16 protein-coding genes are annotated in these 19853 nt (G+C 43.0%); 8 read left to right on the top strand and 8 right to left on the bottom strand.

Translation table 11 applies throughout. The annotated features are described in order from the left end of the window. The 8 genes from tatB to rraA form a co-directional block, all read right to left on the bottom strand. Window positions 1–399 carry a Sec-independent protein translocase protein TatB gene (gene tatB, locus FM038_RS02630; RefSeq protein WP_142871826.1) on the bottom strand — a complete coding sequence of 133 codons (399 nt, stop codon included), beginning with the start codon at window positions 397–399 and terminating at the stop codon, window positions 1–3. A 6-nt stretch (window positions 400–405) separates the two neighbouring features. Continuing rightward, window positions 406–645 (bottom strand): twin-arginine translocase TatA/TatE family subunit, encoded by a 240-nt coding sequence (tatA, locus tag FM038_RS02635; RefSeq protein ID WP_142871827.1) that lies wholly within the window; start codon window positions 643–645, stop codon window positions 406–408. A gap of 63 nt (window positions 646–708) precedes the next feature. Then, entirely contained in the window at window positions 709–2358 is a 1650-nt protein-coding gene (ubiB, locus tag FM038_RS02640; RefSeq protein ID WP_142871828.1) for a ubiquinone biosynthesis regulatory protein kinase UbiB, read from the bottom strand. Then, entirely contained in the window at window positions 2355–2990 is a 636-nt protein-coding gene (locus tag FM038_RS02645; RefSeq protein ID WP_142871829.1) for a ubiquinone biosynthesis accessory factor UbiJ, read from the bottom strand. Before FM038_RS02645 ends, ubiB begins: the two co-directional genes overlap by 4 nt. A gap of 103 nt (window positions 2991–3093) precedes the next feature. Then, window positions 3094–3849: a bifunctional demethylmenaquinone methyltransferase/2-methoxy-6-polyprenyl-1,4-benzoquinol methylase UbiE gene (gene ubiE / locus FM038_RS02650; RefSeq protein WP_142871830.1), complete on the bottom strand. Its 756-nt coding sequence runs from the start codon at window positions 3847–3849 to the stop codon at window positions 3094–3096. 267 nt (window positions 3850–4116) lie between these two features. Continuing rightward, the gene (locus FM038_RS02655; RefSeq protein WP_142871831.1) at window positions 4117–5160 is read right to left on the bottom strand and encodes a formimidoylglutamase; all 1044 of its coding nucleotides are present in this window, start codon (window positions 5158–5160) and stop codon (window positions 4117–4119) included. Between the two features lie 84 nt (window positions 5161–5244). Next, on the bottom strand, window positions 5245–7407 hold the full coding sequence (locus FM038_RS02660; protein ID WP_142871832.1) for a CHASE3 domain-containing protein: 2163 nt from the start codon (window positions 7405–7407) through the stop codon (window positions 5245–5247). Window positions 7408–7704: 297 nt separating this feature from the next. Further along, a complete protein-coding gene (gene rraA / locus FM038_RS02665) occupies window positions 7705–8190 on the bottom strand; it encodes a ribonuclease E activity regulator RraA (protein WP_142871833.1) in 486 nt (161 codons plus the stop codon). Window positions 8191–8520: 330 nt separating this feature from the next. Between rraA and FM038_RS02670 the strand changes: the two genes are divergently transcribed. The 8 genes from FM038_RS02670 to FM038_RS02705 all read left to right on the top strand — a co-directional run bounded on the left by FM038_RS02670 (window position 8521) and on the right by FM038_RS02705 (window position 19805). Beyond that, complete coding sequence (locus tag FM038_RS02670) at window positions 8521–8766, top strand: YgjV family protein (protein ID WP_142871834.1); 246 nt, start codon at window positions 8521–8523, stop codon at window positions 8764–8766. 115 nt (window positions 8767–8881) lie between these two features. Continuing rightward, window positions 8882–9466, top strand: a complete 585-nt coding sequence (locus tag FM038_RS02675; RefSeq protein ID WP_142871835.1) for a phosphatase PAP2 family protein — start codon at window positions 8882–8884, stop codon at window positions 9464–9466. A 20-nt stretch (window positions 9467–9486) separates the two neighbouring features. Beyond that, window positions 9487–10539, top strand: coding sequence for an MJ1255/VC2487 family glycosyltransferase (locus FM038_RS02680; RefSeq protein ID WP_142871836.1), 1053 nt, complete (start codon window positions 9487–9489; stop codon window positions 10537–10539). 857 nt (window positions 10540–11396) lie between these two features. Then, on the top strand, window positions 11397–12572 hold the full coding sequence (locus tag FM038_RS02685) for a hypothetical protein (protein ID WP_142871837.1): 1176 nt from the start codon (window positions 11397–11399) through the stop codon (window positions 12570–12572). A 1016-nt stretch (window positions 12573–13588) separates the two neighbouring features. Next, entirely contained in the window at window positions 13589–14179 is a 591-nt protein-coding gene (locus tag FM038_RS02690; protein ID WP_142871838.1) for a hypothetical protein, read from the top strand. Between the two features lie 111 nt (window positions 14180–14290). Then, a complete protein-coding gene (locus tag FM038_RS02695; protein ID WP_142871839.1) occupies window positions 14291–17476 on the top strand; it encodes an HD domain-containing phosphohydrolase in 3186 nt (1061 codons plus the stop codon). Between the two features lie 359 nt (window positions 17477–17835). Next, complete coding sequence (locus FM038_RS02700; RefSeq protein WP_142871840.1) at window positions 17836–18996, top strand: BamA/TamA family outer membrane protein; 1161 nt, start codon at window positions 17836–17838, stop codon at window positions 18994–18996. A gap of 2 nt (window positions 18997–18998) precedes the next feature. Beyond that, a complete protein-coding gene (locus tag FM038_RS02705; RefSeq protein WP_185965738.1) occupies window positions 18999–19805 on the top strand; it encodes a hypothetical protein in 807 nt (268 codons plus the stop codon). The last annotated feature ends 48 nt before the right edge of the window (window positions 19806–19853 follow it).

Here is a 19853-nt window from a genome sequence, read left to right on the forward strand (position 1 = left end):
CTACCTGTTAGGTTTTTCTGTAGTGGAGCTAGTCTCAGTTGTATTTGTCTTAGGTGTTGATGATTCCGTAGGCACACTGCTACTGGCCGCTGGAGTCTCTTCTACCTTATAGGGACGATTAACTGATTGAGCTGCATCTTTTAATTGATCTATCGAATCCTGTAACTCGGGTGAAAGGTTTTTTAAGCCTTGGCTTTCAGCCTTTTTGAGATCTGAATGCAGTTGCTCAATTTTAAGCTCCTGCTCTAGTTCATCTTTCACTGAGTTCGCCATGTTTTTCATGGCGCGGATCCAACCTGTAATTGAGCGGACTGCAACCGGGAGTTTTTCAGGGCCAAGTACTACTAGCCCTAAAATACCGATCAACAACAGCTCCATAAAGCCGATACCGTCGAACATAAGGAATTACGCCTGTTCTTTGTCCTTAGACTCTGGCTTCTTTTCAGTAGCCTCTGCAGAAGTTTTAGCTACATCAGAGCTATTTTCTTCCAGTGCTTTCTTCTCATCTTCGCTAGACATGGCGTTCTTGAAGCCTTTTACAGCACCGCCCAAATCACCACCAAGTGAACGCAACTTCTTTGTGCCAAATAATAAGATTACGATCACTGCGATGATCAGAAGTTGCCAAATACCCATGTTACCCATGACGATCTACCTCTTAAAAAATATATACGGTTCTATTATGAACCTATGGTTAATTAGTGCTAGCTAAAATTTGCGATTCTTTGGTCGAGATCTCCACCCGGTAAGCCAAAGAATGACGCCGGCAGTGATACTGCCATAAGACGCCCATAGTGTAGCGTCTTGATTAAACAAAATCGTGCCGCAGATCACTAAAACTGCTGATGTGAGCAAAAGATAGTTACTTTTATGGGCCTTTTGCTGCTGTTTTAGGTAGCGGTCAAGCATCTTGTTCTGTGATTTGACAAAATTCTTGCCCACTTTCAGGTTGTCGTACACCAGCTCTGGCAACTCTGGCAATTTATCTATCCAGTACGGCAACTCTTGCTTGACCTTTTTCGCCATCGCCTTGGGACCGACTTGCTGCGACATCCAATCTTCTAGGAAAGGTTTGGCGGTTTGCCAAAGATCCAACTGAGGGTAGAGTTGACGCCCTAGACCTTCAATGTATAGCAAGGTTTTTTCGAGCAGTACCAGTTGTGGCTGAACCACCATATCGAAGCGTCTTGCTGTACGAAATAACTCTAGCAGTACATGGCCGAATGAAATTTCATCTAATGGCTTATTGAACATAGGTTCACAAACGACTTTAACGGCTTGTTCGAAGGCACCGATATCGGTATCTGGTGATACCCAGCCAGACTCGATATAAAGTTGGGCAATTCGGCGGTAATCTCGGTTAAAGAAGGCCAAAAAGTTTTCAGCAAGATAACGTTTATCCTCATCCGTTAGCGTGCCCATAATGCCGCAATCTAACCCTATGTAGTGGGGGTCATCTGGATTTTCACGGCTAACAAAAATATTACCTGGATGCATGTCGGCGTGGAAGAAGTTATCTCTAAACACTTGAGTGAAAAATAGCTCTACTCCGCGCTCAGCGAGTTTTTTAAGGTTGGTACCCTGAGCCTTCAAAGCCGCCATATCTGAAACAGGGATGCCGTCAATGCGTTCCATCACGATTAAACGAGTGAAGCAAAGATCTTCGTACATATAAGGGATATACAAAGAGCCGGAATCTAAAAAGTTATTTCTCAGTCTGATGGCATTCAGTGCCTCTAACTTGAGGTTTAACTCTCCTTCGATGGTTGTGCGGTAATCTTCGATGACTTCCGCTGGGCGGAGTCTATTTCCATGGCCTAACAAGGTCTCAAGAAAGGAGGCTGCCTGAGACATGAGTTGAATGTCGGCATGGACTTGTGCTTCAACATTTGGGCGTAAGACCTTTAATACCACGGCCTTGCCATTGGATTTTAATGTCGCTGTGTGTACTTGTGATATTGATGCTGATGCGAGAGGGGTATCGTCGAAGTCATCGAAGTAGGTGTCAATCGGTGCACCTAACTCCTCTTCAATCATCTTTCTAGCAATCGCTGAATCGAAAGGCGGCACTCTGTCTTGCAACATAGCAAGCTCTTCTGCCCACTCATCACTGAGCAGGTCTCGCCTAGTCGATAGCATCTGTCCAAACTTTATATGCACGGGACCAAGCTCTTGCATGGCGAGCTTTAGTCGTTCTCCGCCAGCCTTGTCCTTATGCTGATTTCTGATCCAGAACAGGCAGCAACGAAGAATTCGAAAGTACCAGGGAGTCATTTTTGCAGGTATTAACTCGTCGAGCCCATAATTGAGGGTGATCTTGATGACCTGATAAGCTCGTCTGATACTGGTTGCCGTCATGTTTTAGCGTTCGCCTTTGTTTTAAAATCACTGAGTAGTTGATTGATGCGCGTTTCAATGGCGTCAACATCTACCACTAGATCATCGATTCTATCACCTAAATGGATAAATTCGATTTTATGAGGAGCTAACTTGTACTCTTCGGTGGTTAACTGACCGATATGAGAGCGGCTCTTATTCAATACTTGCAGCAGGTCTGACTTTGCTTGCTTTACCCCTTGGCTAAGGAAGTGGGTAGGGGCGTCGCCAAGGTAATTAGAGAGAGGCTCGGCAAAATCAAATTCTACATGCTGTAGATAATGACTAAATGTCTGTAATAGACTGAGATCACCTTCGATACTTAGCTTGTCTTGCTTGATAAGTTCTGTGAGGTTAGCTCCCTCGGTAAGCTGATACAAGGTGGTAATGTCAGCGTTAACTTTGGTGGTTACCTCACCTTCATATTTACCCAATACTTGGATTTCGCTGGCGAAAATGAAATAAAGCGGCCAACTAAGTTGGCTAAGTTGAATGCAGAGGACTTGGCCATGAAGAGTACGTAATTTGGCATACTCCTGGGGAGACTGGGCGACAACTTGTTTTAAAGCTGTTTCGAGTCCTGCGCTGAGTAGCAATGCCATTTCACGTTTCATAAGTTATCCAATGACTAATTTCAGGCTTTATTTAGATCAAAATTCAGCGCCTTCTACAGACTCTGAATTTTGATGTCGCAACTGAGTGAATCGCAAACAGGATTTAAAACTTATAGCCTTTATGTAAGGCTACAACGCCATCAGTCATATTGGTGTACTCGACCTGCTCAAAACCTGCTTCGACCATCATACCTTTTAAGGTTTCTTGATCTGGGTGCATGCGAATCGATTCTGCTAGATATGCATAGCTGTCGGCATCTTGAGTGATGAGCGCGCCCATTTTTGGCATGATTTTAAAGCTATAAAGATCATATATTTTACGCATAACATCATGCTTTGGCTTGGAGAACTCGAGCACAAGTAGCTTTCCACCTGGCTTTAGTACACGAAGCATGGAGCGAATAGCCGCATCTTTGTCGGTTACATTACGAAGACCAAATGCGATGGTAATAATATCGAAGTGATTATCAGGAAAAGGCAGTGCTTCGGCATTGGCTTGAACATAATTCACATTGCCAACGATGCCCTTGTCTCTTAATTTTTCACGACCGACTTTAAGCATCGAGTCATTAATATCGGCTAGGGTTACTTGGCCTCTATCACCGACAAGGTGAGAAAATTTTGCAGTAAGATCGCCGGTACCGCCAGCAAGATCTAATACTTTCATGCCTGGACGTGCGCCAGCACTTTCGATAGTAAAACGCTTCCACATGCGGTGGATACCGAAGGACATGACATCATTCATGATGTCATATTTAGCAGCAACAGAATGAAATACACCAGCGACCATATCAGCCTTCTGCTCTGTTTCAACTGTTTTATAACCGAAATGGGTACTGTTTTCTGTGCCCTGTGACATCTGTTTGTTCCTATCTCTGCAATTATTAGAAGCGAGTTTAAGCCATTCTCTGAAGTTGCAGAATGTTCCATCAAGCACAGTGTGATCGATGTAAGTTATCTGGACTTGGAATTGTTGAAAATGCGTGTTAGCGCAGGCTTTCGCAAATTTGACTGCGCATTACAGCATAATATTAGTCATTGGTGAATAGTATGAGAGAAATAACCTAGGTCCTAGGTCCTAGTTCCTAGGTTATAAACCCTAGAACCTAGGAACTAAAATCTAGATTTAACTTATCTTTTGTGCCTGCATTCTGCCTTGTATATAGGCGTAAATTAACTCGCTAATACTCTGACCTGTTTCACGATAACCAGCCGCTATGCCTGCTAGATGGCAGCTAGGCGCCGCTTCGGCTAAATGTAGATAAGCACAAGGGGTATTTCTGGCAATGTGATGCACGTAATGTAAAGCATCTAGCAGAGGGACTCCCGCAGCAGTTGATGCACTGCTAGGCATGTTAGTAATGGCGTCAAGATCTAGCTCCAGTCCGACTGGTAGCTGGCTATCATTGAGCTTAATCGTTATATCATCTAGCGCCTTTTCTAAGCTTATTTCACGGCGTACCCAGATTGATTGCAAGGTATGCCAGTGACCACCAAACGTACTAAGTTGTTCCAGTGTTTCCTCACTATTTTTAAGCTCATGCATGCCTAAAACATGGTAGTAACCTAAGGCGCCGCTTGCCGCTGCATAGCTAAAACCATTACCGCTATGGCGGCCTTCACGTGGACGAAAATCTGAATGTGGATCTAAGTTAACTGCCGCGACCTTTTTGTTATAGGTGTTTTTCACCGACATCAATAAACCGTAGGCATTGTTATGGCCTCCACCGATGACAATGGGCTCAAGACCTGCTGCCATAACTTGGCTGGTTATTGAAATAACACGCTCATCGAGTTTTTCAACATTTTGTCTTAGGGCTTCTGCACTTGCTCCTTCGGCGAGCTGCAAATCATTGGTTTCAATCTGACCTAAGATTAAACACTCTTTGCCACTTAAGAAGCGGTTTGATTGCAGGTTGAGAAACTGAGCCATTGCGGGTTCAAATGCATCTGTTGCGCCGCCCCGGCCTAAATTCGCCCGTGGGCCTATGTCTTCACCTATGCCGATAATCACGAAGCGTACTTGATTGTTCTTCGCAAGCCGAAGAGTGTCTGCTAATTTGGTGTTTTTTTCGCTACACAATACTGTTTGAGCCAGCTTTGTCTCACCAGGCCTTAGTGATACAAGCTGTTGGCTTATCTGCTGTGTGAAAGGAGTGAGATACTGCATAGTGGTTTAATTCTTATTCTGATACTTATCGAGTCATTGTGGCTTAATAGAGGAGTTGAAGGCAATCAAAGAATCATAGCTGACTTAGTATCGATTAGAATCCCTTAGTTTGAATTGTGACATGGTGCTTTCTAGCAGTTTCGCTTGTTCGGATAGCTGAGTTGCTGCCGCGGCACTTTGCTGGGCTATTTGACTATTGTGTTGAGTCACGCCATCAATTTCTACTACACCTTGGTTAATCGTTTCGGCTCCAATGGCTTGTTCATTGCTTGCGTTTGCTATCTCTTCAACAAGTTCCGCGGTCTTGCTCACAGCCTCAAAGATACTTTTTAAGCTTTCAGAGGTTTGATTTGCTATTTCGCTACCATTGACAGTTTTACTCACAGAGCCAGCAATGAGCTTGGAGGTCTCTTCGGCTGCAGTGGTGCTTCTTGCTGCTAAATTACGAACTTCATCTGCGACGACAGCAAAGCCTCGGCCTTGCTCTCCTGCTCGGGCAGCTTCGATGGCGGCATTAAGAGCAAGTAAGTTTGTCTGAGCCGCTATGTCATCAATGATGCTGATAAAGCCTGATATGCTGTTACTTGCATCAGATATTTCAGTCATCGCTTGGATCATACCCTGCATTTTTTCGCTACCCTCTCTAGCGGCAACTTGTGCCTGAGCCGCGAAATCTTTAGCTTGGTTAGCATTTTGTGCATTGGTACTAATCTGTGAGGTGAGCTGGGTGAGTGAGCTGGCAATATTATCTAAACTGATTGATTGTTTTGAGGCGCCGTCCGAAACTTCTGCACTGCTCTCTGATACGCTGTTACTCCCCTGAGTTATCTCGATACTCGTCTGTTGTGTTTGAAAAAGAACCTGATTGAGTTTATCTGTCATCTCTTGCAAGGCGATACCCAATGAATCGTATTCTGAAGCTAATTTGATATCATGGTTAAGCTCACCAGCAGCAATTTTTTGAGCTAGATCCGCTTTCGTTTGTAGGCTTGATACCATGCTCTTTATCTCGGCAAAAATACCAGTGTCATTGCCGTCACTTGAAAGCTTGATTGACAGGTCTCCAAGAGCAACTTTCTTTGCTATTTCAGAAATATAGGTAGGCTCTCCCCCGAGCAAGTTAACCACGTTTTTGGTAAGTGTTAGCGCTATGACTATGCCTAAGATGATGGCGATAAGAGTACCGAAGATTGAAGAGTTAACGACGAATGACTCAGTGGCTTGCATTGACTCCATTCTAGAAGTCATTAATGTGCTTTCTCGACTTTTAAAGGTACTTATTTGGGACCTGAATTGATCGAAAAATACCTTGCCTTTGGCTTGACCGACAAGATCTGCCATATCATCCATTGTTTTAGAGTTGCCTATCTCACGCCTTAATTCAATCTGTTGCAAAACAACTTTTCCTATCCAGTCGTCAATGGTTGTTTTGCTCTCTGACAGTAATGTGACTTGATCTGGGTTGTCTGCAACGCTAATACTCAGTTCAGATATAAACTGGTAAAACTCTTGTTTCCCACTGGTATATGGGGCTAAAAACTCCTCCTTCCCAGCCAGTAAAAAGCCTCGCATGCCAGTTTCCATATTGACGGCTGATGCAACAATTGCCTGTGCCTTGGCAATGACTTGATAAGTATGTTCAACCAAAAGGCTGAGTTGTTTAAGCTGTTTAATATCTGTACTTGTGGCCGCTTCTTGCTGTCGCTGATTGAGTAAGCTCTCTTCTCGGCTAATAAACGTTGCTAGCTGCTCACGAAATTTATCGAAGTATTGCTTGCCTCTGGCCTCCTTTATTATATTCGCCATATCATTCATTGATTTAGCATCACCAATTCGTTCTCGAAGCGAAATCACTGGTTCGGTTACCTTACTTTGCCAGTCGTTGATTGTATTTGAGACGTCATTGAGTAACTTTACTTGAGCTGGGTTATCAGAGACCGTTTGAGAAAGATCGTCGATCAGACGGTTAAAGGTGGATCTGCCATTAGTGTATGGAGTCAGAAAATCTTTCTTACCTGCAAGTAGATAGCCTCGCATGCCTGTTTCCATATCCACTGCAGCGGCTTCAATTTCAGATGCTGTACTTAATACTTTGTAGGTGTGATTGACCCAGCCGATATTGGTGACAAGAGATTTGATGCTGAAGAAGACTATGACTGTAATGATTAGCATGAGTGACAATATAACTCCGTAACCAGCCAGTAATTTTGTTTTGAAATTTAAATTGCCCAATATGCTCTTTTCCATGAGTGCCTCGTTACCCTATTTGTCAGCTTTGTCTTAAGTTAAATTCTCATTTTGTGGATACAAAGATGCTTATTTGAAAGTTGTTATAACTAAGTCATATAAGTATTGATGTTGAAGCTTGTTGGGGCTGTATTTTTTTATTCTTTTTTCAGCTAAATAAAGTAATTGATATAACGTTAAATTAATTGGATGGGGAGGTGATAAAGAAAGGGGGGGTAAACAAAAAAAGATGACGCTAAGGTCATCTTTTTAATTAAAATGTTTAGGATCCTAGATCCTAGATCCTAGATCCTAGATCTAGTCTATATCTAAAGGCTCTGGTGAAAGAATAATGCCTGTATTGTCGGCATAAACATGATCCAGTGGCAGGAAGGTGACTCCACCAAAATTAACTGGGATTTCCAACTCACCAATTGAGTGACCATCGGCACCTACGGGAATAGAAGCTAGCGCTTGAATACCTATGTCTAAATCTTCCAGAGCATCTACATCTCTCACTGAGCCGTAGATGATGATGCCTTCCCATTTGTTCTCGACTGCTATCCGAGCAATCGCAGAATCAAGCAGCGCGCGCCTTAAAGAACCGCCACCGTCTACAAGTAGAACTCTGCCTTCGCCATCTTGTTGCAGTGCATCAATGATAAGGCCATTATCTTCGAAGCATTTTATTGTGCTAATTGAGCCACCAAAAGAGTTACAACCACCATAGTTACTGAACATAGGCTCGACAACATCGACAACGTCGATATAAGTGTCACAAAGTTCTGATGTGTTGTATTCCATAGTCATACTCCTGTAGATCGGTATTGTGCTGTAGTAGGCGCACAAAGTATTGAGATAAGGTCAGTATATAAGGGAATAATAAAAAGAAAAGTGTTATCAATCACGCAATTGTTGATAAATAGGCCTATTAACTCGTTTGTTGTAAAGTTTCTCTGCTTGTGGAGTATGGCAGCGCGAAACATGATTGAGGTCATTAAATTACGTATTTTTATTACATGATGGGTGTATTTTTGTTAGCATAGCTGCAGATTAACTTAACTTAACTTGCTTTAGGGGCACGGATCCCCCAATACGCTTATGGATGGCAGAAGGCCTTAAAAAGGTACCTTCATGGAAGCTTCAACGATTGAAATCATTGGCTATTTTGCGTCAGTAATGGTTGCCATTTCATTAATGATGAAAGATATCATCTGGCTTAGATGTTTAAACTTTACCGGTTGCTCCCTGTTCGTTGTCTACGGGATCTATATATCGGCTTGGCCGGTAGCAGGTATGAATGCATTTGTTGCTTGTATCAACATCTATCACCTGATAAAAATCTATCGTACAAAATCACAACAAGTTGCAATGGCATAACGAGATACTGATCTGACATTTTCGAGTGTCATAAAAACTTAGGCTAGTTGTCACTGCACCGTAATGGTACCTTTTTAGGCTCTAAATCAGCATATTGCTGGTGAGGAGCCTTTTTATGTTTGAGACTATAGCAAAATTAGACAGGCTGGCATTTCAGTACTGTTTCGTATTAAGCAAACAAAAAAAGTGGCAACGGCTTGCTAGAAGGATTTCCAAAACTGGGGATGGTCCACTCTACTTTATCTTGTCGTTAGGCATACTCGCCAGCCATGTCAGAGGTGGTGAACTGTTTAACTTAGTGTTAGCAGCGTTTATTCTCGAACTACCCCTCTACCTAATATTGAAAAACTCCATCAGGCGGACACGTCCCTGTTATAAGGGAAATATTTGCTTAGAAAGTATGCCAACTAACATGCTCGAGGGAGAGGCATTACTTGCCGCTAATAGCTGTCATTCTTCTAAACAATTTGAACCATCTGATAAATTTAGTCTGCCATCAGGGCATACCGCAGCCGCCTTCGTTATGGCTACTTCCATTTGTACCATCTATCCACAATGGCTTTATCTTGCCTATTCCTGGGCGTTAGCTATTGGGTTTTCGCGTATTGCGTTAGGGGTACATTATCCATTAGATATATTTGCTGGTGCAGCACTGGGGTCAGGTTCTGTTATTGCAGTCATCTTCGTCTGTGGGTATTGATAAGCTCTTAGGGAGTGAGTATGCGAATTCTTTATGGTGTGCAAGGTACGGGAAATGGTCATTTAAGCCGGGCTCGAGTGATGGCTAAGTCTCTAAGAAAATACGGAGTGAACGTTGACTTCTTTTTTTCGGGACGCTCTGCTGCAGACTTTTTTGATATGCAATGTTTTGGACAATATCAGGTTGAGGGGGGGCTCACTTTTGCGACCCGTAATGGCCGGGTGAGTATGGCGAGAACCGCATGGGAAAATTCAGTACCTTCTCTTTTGAAGGATATTCACTCTTTAGATCTGAGCCCTTATGATCTGGTGCTGAATGATTTTGAACCCGTCTCAGCTTGGGCGGCGAAGCGTCAGGGGATCACCTCCATTGGTGTCAGCCATCAGGCAGCACTCAAATATGATGTGCCTAAAGTTGGATCTAATTGGTTTAATGAAACCTTACTGAGTTATTTTGCCCCAGTCGATATTGCTTTGGGCTGCCATTGGCATCATTTTGGCTTTCCCATTTTGCCGCCATTTGTCGAGGTTAATCCTGTTGAGTCGATCAACCCACATCAAATATTGGTGTACCTTCCGTTCGAAGACCCAGATAAAATCACTCAATTGCTATCGCCTTTTAAAGACTATTGCTTTCATGTTTATCATGGCGCTCAGCCTAAGATACCGTATCCAAACCATATCAAATGGTCTGGTTTCAGTCGTGAAGGATTTAAACAAAAACTGTCAACATGCGGTGGTGTCATAGGCAGTGCTGGATTTGAGCTTGCTAGTGAGGCCCTAGCGCTAGGTAAGAAGCTGTTGGTTAAGCCCTTGCACGGTCAATTTGAGCAATTATCTAATGTTGCTGCATTGGAGCTACTCGGTGCTGCTGAAACGATGGCATTTTTGGATTGCGAATCTTTACGTCGCTGGTTAAAGTCTGCAGCACCTCAGGCTATTCACTATCCCCAAGTCGGAGATGCGTTAGTCAAATGGCTTCTTGCCGGTGACTGGCATTCAGGAGACAAGCTGTGTCGTCAATTATGGAATGAAGTTGATTTGCCTCAAAGTTGGCGCAAGAAGAACCCTTAGGGGAGTTAGCTTCAAATGAAGCTTGGACATTTTCTGGTTTCGTTTCATTGGGCTTTGTTGATATTTGGGAGTGTGTTTATAATTTTTTGCTTCATTGTTACTTATCACCTGCGGTGAGCTAATGTGCAGATACTTCTGCGAGTCGCCGCAAGCACATCTGACCGCCAGGGATGGTGGGAATGCCGAAAAATGTATGGAACATTTTTGGCCTTGTAGGCTCTGCCAAAACATCCTTGTTTTGGAAGCTCGCAGCGGTATCTACACAGAGTTATTCAAAAGAAGGTTATTTATTTAACTCTGCCTTTAAGTCATTTTAAATCAGAGGTCTACCTAATTCTCTACGACCCATTTGTTGTTTTGGTCGTTACTTTTCGTCATTCCGGAAGATCTTTTGAACCGGAATCCAGTGACCTTTGCTGTTTGAATATGTCATTGAAGATCATAACTTCATTGCTATCTATCGCTTGCAGCGGGCTTATATGCAGATACTTCTGCGAGACGCTGCAAGTCCATCCATGGAAGCTCTGCCAAATCATCCCTGATTTGGAAGCTCGCAGCCGTATCTACACTTGTGGATTTACAAGAAGGTTTGACCTTATTCGCTCCGACCCCTTTGCTCCACCCCTTTGTTCCTTCCGAGCCCTTGAGCCCTTTGTTCCTTCAGTTTAGGTTTATGGCTAGGCTTCGTGACACGTTTCTGCCCCAATGCGTGTTTCAGGTTCCTCAGGCTTGACCAAGTTTTTGTAATGAAGCAAAGTGAAAGGATTCGAAATGAATGCCTCTGTATCCTTTGATTTCAAAGCTGGGGTCTCCTATTTAAATCCTATTTTTTAGTCGAATGGAGCTTCGCTGCGAAAATGAAAACTTTAATACCAGTAATCGTCATCATACTTACTGGAGCAATTATGCTGTTCAACCATTTTGACCATCAATCTCATCCAGTAGAGAACAAGGTTGATATAACTGAAATTACTACCCAACATCATGCCGAACAGCCTAAAAAAAGGTTAACAAAGCAGGGCATAAAGGAAACCAAAGAAGCTGCCAAAAAGAGAACTGAGCATAAGCAGCTATCAGAATCGGAAGTTAAAGGTTTGTTGGCGAAGTGCGGTATCGATGCTGAAGTATTGAATAGTAGTCAAGATGAGAGTCCTCAATCAATAGTAGACGGGTTAGTAGAGTCTAGTTTGGCTGAAGAACAACTGGTTTACGCATTATTTTCAGACCCAGCAGATGGTTCCAAGTTAGATAATCTGTATCAATTTAGCCAGAACAATCCTGATGCACCACTACCTCTGATAGCGCTTGTAACTGAGTGCGCAAGCGATATAGAGAATCCAATATGTAATGCAGAGTTGATTGAACGTGCGGCTCTGACCGTTAGAAGTGATGGTTCTTTCTGGTTAGCCGCAACGGCCTATTTCGCCGCTAAAAATGATGATGATCGAGTATATGACGCCATTACAAAATTAGATGAAAGTGCTTACTTTGCTAACAACCATGCCAAACGTATCAAGCTTTTTATGCAGGTAACGGAGAACAATCAATTCGGTCAGTTTGGCACCAATTTAGTCAACGCCATTGGTATTGAAGCAGCGATCTCTTTTCCTGTCTCATATATAGTAACTTGGTGCAAGAATGAAGTGAATGATGCAAAAAAGTCCAGCGCTTGCCTTACACTTGGGCGGAACTTGATAAAAAGGCCTAGTACCCTTTGGAATCAGATGCTTGGCTATGGAATACAAAGTCGTGTTCATGAGGATGAAAACAACGTTAAAGCAGCGGTTGCACTGCAACAGCAAAGCGATGAAATGATGCAAAATGCCCGTTCTAGTAGGCCTCCCTATACAGATCTATTCTTGTTTACTAATGAAAAATTAGCCAAAGGTTGGTTAAGTAACATGGAAACGCTCGGCGAGTATGAGGCCGGTAAACGACTCAATGTAGATGTCGAACAACTAGCTCAGAGTGACCGATTTGAGCCTTGCCGAGTTTTATTTGACAGGCCTGTTTCAGAAAGAAGGGAGCAATAATTAGGATGCTATGTGCCAAACCACAGAAATAGATCTAATGCAGTTCATGCTTAACTGGTTTGGCTATTAATATTTTTCCTTATGATCCATTGGTGATTTAGAACTTCGGGACTAAACAACATTTGTCCAGAAATGTGCTTGATTCCCACAGGCTTCTCCTAGAAAAATAAACTCCAATCGAAGAAATAAATAATCAGGTGTGAACGCGGCTGTGACCTTCGACAGCAGGGCGAGGTTTCACAGGGTTAAACTATCCGAGCGAGAGATAGGGATATCGAACTGGCTCTTAAACATGGAGGTTGTTTGATGTCGCAGAGACTATAGGGACTGTGCTTGAATGATATCCTATCTAAAGGCCAGTTCTGCATCCATGCCTCTCGTTCATAGGCTAATGGCTACGCCATATTCACCGTGTCGCAGAACCTTCTTAAAATAAAGAGTGCACATCCCTCGCCGGGCAGGCGTTAGATAACAGCTAAGTCATGGCATCCAGCAACCCAACCAAACACCAAAACAGCTCAATGAACCCAACTAAAGATACTTGCTACTTGTTATCCGACAAGTAAGCCCATTTCTGTCCATAAACGAGTTGTTATCCAAAAAGCGTCTAAATCGAAGAGATGAATAACTTGATGTAGCTGCGGCTGTGGGCTTCGGTTTCAGGGTGAGGAATCACGAAGTGATACTCTCCGAACGAGAGATAGGGATATCGAACTGGCTTTTAAACATGGAGGTTGTTGGAAACCGCAGAGCGGCCAGGGATGCTTCTTATGAAATCAAGAGCCAGCGTCCCACAGAAGTAGCTACATGTGAGCATGCTGCAGGCAATAAACATCAATGAAGCTTTGGTACTGAGCAAACTAACCAAGTACCAAAACAGCTAAATGAAACCCGACTCAAGAAAAATATTTGAAACTTGTTATTCGACAAGTACACCACTTGTTAAGTTACTTTTTTTCATTTGGGTAACTTGTTACTCTTTAATTAATGCAGACAAAATATACAAGGGAATGGAAATGAACTGGATGGAATTTGTTATACAGCTTTTTGATAAACTGGCTTGGCCATTTGTCATTCTTATCTGCGTGTTTAGTCTCAAACGTCCTATCTCTAAATTGATCCCGCTGGCCAAGAAACTTAAATTTAAAGATCTTGAAGTGGAGTTTGGCCAAGAACTGAAGGCGATTAGCCAGAAAGCAGAGGGTGCCTTTCCTGAACTTAAGTATGACAGAAAGTCCCTGCTTATCGCTTCTGCTAATAACCTGCCGAACTCAGCCGTTATTCAAGCTTGGGAAGCTGTAGATACAGCAGCAGAATCCCTTATCAGAGCAAAAAAAATCAATATCGAATTAGATGTGAATACTCGCTATAAACATATCGAGAGCATCTTGCTCAAGGAAAGCTTTATTAACACCAAGCAGGGAAAGTTGTTCAGTGAGCTAAGGCAGCTTAGAAACCGAGTCGCCCACGCTGTAGGATATGAAATCGGAAAGGTGGAAGCGGTTCAATATATCGAACTATGTTTTAAGCTTGTTTACCACCTCGAAACCTTAGCTTGTGAAGGTGAAAGCGAGTGCTTGGCAAAAGTTGAAAATATAGCAAGCTAGAGATTAGCTTGGTTGTTATTAACTTGTTGACTAACCGTTAAGTGCTATTGACTTGCTGGTCTGCTTTTATACACTGTATAGCTTCATGGATTGAGCTGTTAGGAATTAAAAATGGATGTCGGATCAACAAGAAAAAGTAAGCGCTTTACTATCAGGTTTACTGTTGTAGGGATATTTATTTTAGCGACGGTGATCACCGCCGCTATTGCCATTGGTTTGCAATATTATTTTAGCAAGGCGATGGCGACCGACTCGGCCCTAAAATATTATAATCAAGCATCACAAAGCGCCTCCACATACCTCTCTCAAATAGATATTCAGGCAAACAATGTCACTAAATTACTATCAAGCTTTGATAGCCTGATAGAAAACGACAAGTTTAATCCTGAATCCATAGATACCTTTGCCGAGGTGATGAGAAGTAACCCACTGTTTTATGCCATCTATGTTGGTTTACCAGATGGTGATTTTTATGAGCTTATCAATCTAGATGCACATCCGATAATTCGTTCGCAGTTAGAAGCCTCACATTTAGATCGTTGGGTTACGATAGAGATAAAGGGAGAGGGGAGCGCGCGAAGCCAATATTATCGATATCTAGACGAAGAGTTTAACTTACGTGCAAGTCGTCAAAAGCCAAGTGAGTACGATGCCCGTTTACGACCTTGGTTCACCGATGCTAATCGCGTCAGTGTCAATAAAACAGAGCCTTACCTGTTTCAGCATCTGCAAGCTCCTGGGCAAACTTATTCTATCAAACTACCAAATTCAGATGCCGTTTTAGCCGTTGATATTGCACTATCAACCCTGAGTGATTATCTGATAGAGCGAGGGGACCAATCACAGGTCGAAGCTTACCTTTATAAAGCCAGCGGTGAGTTAATTGCCTCCAATCGGTACCCGCAACTCAATACCTTGATGCCTAAAGGGCCAGGCTTATCATTAACTGCTGCACAGCGCGATCTCATTGCCAATACACCTGAGTTGCTGGTGTCTAATGAGATTGATTGGGCACCTATAGACTTTACAATCTCAGGTGAACCAGAAGGCTATAGTATCGATCTTCTTAGAATGCTTGCTGAGTCGAGTGGGCTTAAATTTAACTTTGTTAATGGCTTTACTTGGAATGAGCTGGTCGATAGTTACACGATGGAAGAGATCGACATGTTGCACTCCATCATGCTGACGGATAAAAATGAAACTTTAGGTGAATTTAGTGAGTCCTTCTTAGATCTCCATTATGCGATTGTGACTCAACCAGAAAACGATACCATAACTAGGCTTTCTGAACTCAATGGCAAGCGACTCGCTATCCCAAAAGGCTGGTCAATCATTCAAGTTGTGAGCAAGGCATTTCCAGATATTGAGATTGTCGAATTGGCATCCACCCAGGCCATCTTACAAGCTGTAGAGAGTGGCGAAGTGTTTGCGGCCTTGGATACTAGTGTCAATTTGCACTATACCGCTCAAAGCTATTTTATTGATCGACTTAAATATCATGAAACCATTAGTTTTGGGAATATCAGTGTCCCGACTGGCTTGCATATGGTGATGCAAGGTAAAAATGCACCCTTGATTGACATCATAAATTTGGCTATTAGCAATATTACGTCAGAGCAAAGAGCTGCATTAGCCGCTAAATGGTTTGCACATGGTGAGCTACAGAGTTTTACTCCTCAAGGAATCGTTCCTTATGAGGTGTTGATTGATATGGCTGCAGATCCTAAACAGCAAAACCAACTCATTAGCACTAAAATAAATGGTATCGAGCAGTTTATCTATGTCACCAGTTTCGGAGAGGATAAAGCTGCTCAAGATAAATTTGCCATTGTGGTGCCAGCTTCAATATTGCTGGCATCGAGTAAAGACAAAGTGAGCCAGTCTATATTGATCACCGCACTATGCCTGTTGCTCATTTTGCCTATCTCTTGGGTGTTTGCTTCACCGATAATTCGACCGATTAAAGCGCTGGCGATTGAGAATGAGAAGATAAAAAATCGTCGCTATGATGAGGTTACCAATGTTGACTCCAGTATTGCCGAGCTCGACGAATTGGCTAATTCAATGCTCGATATGTCCGAATCTATTCAATTATATGAGCGTAATCAAAAGGAGTTGATGGAGTCATTCATTAAGTTAATTGCACAAGCCATTGATGATAAATCTCCATATACGGCGGGTCATTGTAACCGTGTGCCTGAACTTGGGTTGATGCTGGCGGATGCCGCAGAAAAGTCACAGCTTGACCATTTTAAAGCGTTTAGTTTCAACTCTGCCGATGAGCGTAGAGAGTTTAGAATCGCAGCCTGGCTACATGATTGCGGCAAGATCACCACGCCTGAATATATAGTCGATAAAGGCACTAAGCTTGAAGCGGTTTACAACCGCATTCATGAAGTTCGTATGCGCTTTGAGGTGCTTTGGCGTGATGCTGAGATAGATTACCTTAAGCGACTCTCTTGTGCTGATTCAAGTGAATTGTTGGCTGTAGAGTTAGAAAAAAAACGTGAGCAGCTTAAAGCTGACTTTGAGTTTATCGCCAATGCCAACGTGGGTGGTGAGTTTATGGGCCAAGCCCATAAAGACCGCTTAGCTGAACTTGCCGAAATCACTTGGCAGAGAAACTTCGATGATAGGCTAGGTTTATCTCCAGTCGAAGAGCTTAACTTAAATGATGCTAAGTCGACAGAGAGCTACCCAGTGACGGAGCCACTCTTGAGGGACAAACAAGAACATATTATCAAGCGTATCAACAAGGTGGAGTTTGACCCTAAGTTTGGTATTAAGATGGATATCCCAGAACATCAGTATAATCTCGGTGAACTCTATAATCTTTCTATCTCGCGAGGAACGCTCACCGCCGAAGACAGGTTTAAGATTAACGAGCATGTCACCAGTACTATCAAGATGCTTGAAACGCTGCCATTCCCACCTGAGTTAGCTAAAGTCCCAAGATACGCATCGACCCACCATGAAACCTTAAAGGGCACGGGTTATCCCCGCAGACTCAGTGCTGAAGACCTGTCTATCCCGGAACGTATTTTAGTGGTGGCCGATATTTTTGAAGCGCTTACCGCAGCCGATAGACCTTATAAGAAAGCCAAGCCGCTTAGCGTTGCTATCGATATTCTTCATAAGATGGCATTGGATGAACACTTAGACATTGAGGTCTTTAGGCTGTTCCTAACAAGTGGTATCTATTTAGAGTATGCTCATAAATTCCTTGACGCTAAACAGATTAATGAAGTCGATGTCGCTAAGTATTTAGCGGATGAACCAAAGCTAAAAAGTGCTTAATTATTGGGGGCTGGACAGCTATATGTTCCATTTCAGTTGCTTGTTTTAGTTGCTTGTTTTAGTTGCTTGTTTTCGTTGTTATCCCGGCGGTACTTTGGCCGGGTTCTAATGTCCAAATGAACGATTTCACTTTTTTTTGCGTAAACCATCTTATCCTAGTGCCTGATATTTTCTATAAACCTATTTAAGTACTTTCCTTTGCTATGACGACGTCGTGGTATGGGGGAGTACTCATATTTAGGTTAAAACAAATTAATGGTTCAAAATTACTGTCGTGCTAAAATGCGCTCGGCGAGTCAAATGACTGCCAGAAAGGTCGTTTAACGCCTCCCTTATTCCCATCATTGATTAGAGTTTTTATGAAACGGATTTTACTGTTATCCCTGTTTGTTTTTTCTACCTTTTCCAAGAGCGCTATTGCCGTCGAACCTCTGTTTGAAACTCCAGAAGATATGGAGCCGACTTGGGTTGATAACATTCTGTCGGTCTTTGGTGCAGATGGTGAATTTGATGAGACTAAAGCCATCGATATGAGTTACCTACCAACGGCTTATTACACGCCAGAGAAAAAGTTTGGTGTCGGTCTGTTGATGGTGGGTTTATATAAAACCGACGATGCATCGCCTGAAGAGCAGCCATCATCATTAGTGCTAAATTCGTTTGTTTCGATGAATAACTCGTATGGTGTCGAAGTTGAAAATATGACATTTTTCAACGAAGGCAAGCAAAGGTTACTGCTGGAATTAGAGCTCAATAATGAAGCGGCGGTGTATTATGGCCAGGGCATAGAGCAAGGTGATCAAGATAGTAATCATCACGAATATGAAGGGCAGCTATACAGCTTTAAGCCACGCTGGATGACAGAGGTCGCTGACAACTACTTTATCGGAGTAGGTGCTGACTTTATCTATGCGAGTGCAGATAAATTAAAGTTAGTAGACACTGAGACCCCAGTAGACTCAAGCGACATATTGCCAAATAACTTTAGTTCAGGTGTCGTGTTGACCAGTGTCTATGATTCACGGGACTATCGTTTAAACGCGACCAAAGGCTGGCTATTTCAAGTTGATGCTGGCCTGTATCAAAATAATGAATCCTCATCATTTTCAACTTATGACATTGAGTTAGCTAACTATATTGATCTAAGCGGCTCTGCACCTGGGCTTATTGCATGGCAAGTACAAGGACACTTTACCAATGGCGATGTGCCTTGGAATATGTTGCCTGATCTTGGTGGATCTAATGCCATGCGCGGATATATCAAAGGCCGTTATCGTGATGAGCAGATGATGATGGGGCAAGTTGAATATCGCTTACCCATATTCCAACGTTATGGCATGGTCTTCTGGGGCGCGGTAGGTAGCGTGGCGCCGAAAGTTAGCGATCTTACTGAGGAGCTTTTAACCTCCTACGGAACAGGTTTCCGTTTTAATATTAAAGACAATATTAATTTACGTTTTGATGTAGGTGTTGGTGAAAATGAAACCAACTTCTACCTTAATGTGAATGAAGTCTTTTAAGCATGGCTAACATTGCATGCACTTTTTTGTCAGTACCAACACTAACACCTGTTTTAGTGCGAGTTTTAACGCTAACTTTAGTACTAGGGACATTAACCAATACAGCCTTCGCCAATACGGCACAAGAGCAACAAGAGCTTGTACAAGATCATAGCCAGAAACAGTGTAGTCGTACTTCAAACTTCTCTATTTACCTGAGTGGCTTATATACAGGCTCAATGAACAGGACTGAGGTTTGGCAGGGAAAAACTGCGGTTGTTACCACAAAAAGTGAAGCCAGTATTTTGGGCATAGGCACTCAGTACCATCAAAGGGCTGAGTTATCCTGGTCGAGTACCACTAACGAATGGCTAACCGATAAATTTCACCAAAAAGTGACGGGGTTCCGAGCCAGAGACATGCGAGTGACTTTCGAGCATGGTGGGCGTGAGTCTCGGGTCGATATAGATGGGGAGGTTGATACTTATGTATCAGACGATATACCTCTGCGAGGCGTTGATACCCTGTTGATTCAAATTCGTCAATACTTGCTGCAAGGACGCAAGCAATTCGCTTTAATCAGACAAGCTTCAGATGATATAGAGCCCTATCAATTCTATGTTCAGGATACGCAAACAACAAACATAGAGCCTTGGGGTGAGCTAACTTTGATACCTGTGGAGCAAACGGGTGCTGAAGACGTTACCTATTACTTTGCCCCGGCTATGGATTATCAACTGATTAAAGCCCGTTATCACGGGATAATACTTCGAGGACTCATCGAACTTGATCGTTACACCTCATCTTGCGAACTAAGCTCGGCTCACTAGCAGTGAGCTTGCGAACGTCCTCGCAGGCACGCAGTGCCGCCCTAGCAG

This window comes from Shewanella eurypsychrophilus, from assembly GCF_007004545.3.
Lineage (GTDB): Bacteria > Pseudomonadota > Gammaproteobacteria > Enterobacterales > Shewanellaceae > Shewanella > Shewanella eurypsychrophilus.